Raw genomic sequence first — 1,334 nt, 5'->3', positions numbered from 1 at the left:
GCTGGAGCTGCCGGGCCTGGCCGACCGGCAGCGCTGCCTGCTCCTCGACCAGCTCGCCGACGCGCTGGACGACACCGATCCGCGCGCCCTGACCGTCGCCCACCAGGCCGTTGAGCTCGCCCGTACGCTGGGCGAGCCGCGCCTGCGGGGCCTGACCCTCACCTCCCTGCTGCGCCGGATCGACTGCGAACTCGACCCCGGCGCCTACCTGCCGCTCCAGGAGGAACTCACCGAGGTCGCGGCCGCGCAGGACAACCCCGAGTACGCGTGGATGAGCGCCTACACCGCCGCCCGCATCGCGGCCGCCCGCAACGATCCGGCCCGCATGGAGGACTGCCTCGCGCGTGCGGACGGGATCGCCCGCACCTACGAGCTCCAGGGCGCGTTCGCGGTGGCCCGGCTGCGCCGGCCCATGCTCGCCCTGGCACAGGGGCGCTTCGACGAGGCGGAACGGGAACTGGGCTCGGCGGTGGCGGAACTGCGGGCCAGGGGAGCGGTCGACCTGAGCGGCCTGGCGGGTCTGGCCATCGGCTGCATACGGCTGCAGCAGGGCCGCCTCGCAGAGGTCCTCCCCGTGCTCCTCGCGGTGTGGGAGCAGTACCAGCCGCACAACGAGGCCCTCACGGCACTCGCCCTGCTCGCCGCGGACCGCCCCGACGAAGCCCGCGAGGTCTTCGCCCGGCGCGCTCCGCTGCTGCCCGACTTCGCCTACTCCATCCTCGCCGCGCTGCGCGGAGCGGCCGCCATCGCCTTCGGCGACCGGGAAGCGGCCGCCGAGGTCTACGCGGACCTGCTGCCCCTCGCGGGGCTGGCGGGAGGGGCGAGCAGTCTCAGCCTCGTCTTCCGGCCCGTCGCCCAGACCCTGGGCGAACTCGCCCGGTTCCTGGGCCGCCCGGACGAGGCCCGGCGCCACTTCCACGAAGCCGTGCGGGTGGCCGCCGCCTGGGACTCGCCCCACTGGGAGGCCGCCGCCCGGGCCGCCCTGGCCGACCCGCCGGCGGCGTCCGCGCCCGCGCGGCCACGGCCCGACGGCCGGATCAGCCGCCGGTCAGCTCGGCCGTGAACCGCGCCGCCAGGTCGAGGAACTCCTCGGGGGAGTCCGTCGTCAACTGGAGGTCCACCAGCACCTCGTCGGTGTCCGCCCGGCACATCGTCCTCAGGTGGTCGCAGATCTGCCGCACGGTTCCCCGCTGATGGGTCTCCGCGGGGTCCGCTTCGGCCGTGGTGACGTGGGCGTTGACGCGGAACACCCGGCGCAGCGCCGCCGGGTCGCGCCCCGCCCGTTCGGCCGCTTCGCGGGCCACCGCCCAGAGAGCGTCGAGGTACGGCAGGGG

At 75.8% G+C, this 1,334-nt stretch carries 2 pseudogenes; one reads left to right on the top strand and one right to left on the bottom strand.

What is annotated here, in order from left to right:
- Positions 1-1,063 (top strand): annotated as a pseudogene (locus VR44_RS15210) (hypothetical protein); the annotation flags it as partial.
- Here the strand turns inward: VR44_RS15210 and VR44_RS15205 are convergent.
- Positions 1,038-1,334, bottom strand: a pseudogene (locus tag VR44_RS15205) (TIGR03619 family F420-dependent LLM class oxidoreductase); the annotation flags it as partial. The pseudogenes VR44_RS15210 and VR44_RS15205 overlap by 26 nt on opposite strands.

The organism is Streptomyces katrae (genome assembly GCF_000966975.1).
GTDB lineage: Bacteria > Actinomycetota > Actinomycetes > Streptomycetales > Streptomycetaceae > Streptomyces > Streptomyces katrae.
This window is presented reverse-complemented; position numbering and strand designations above follow the sequence as displayed.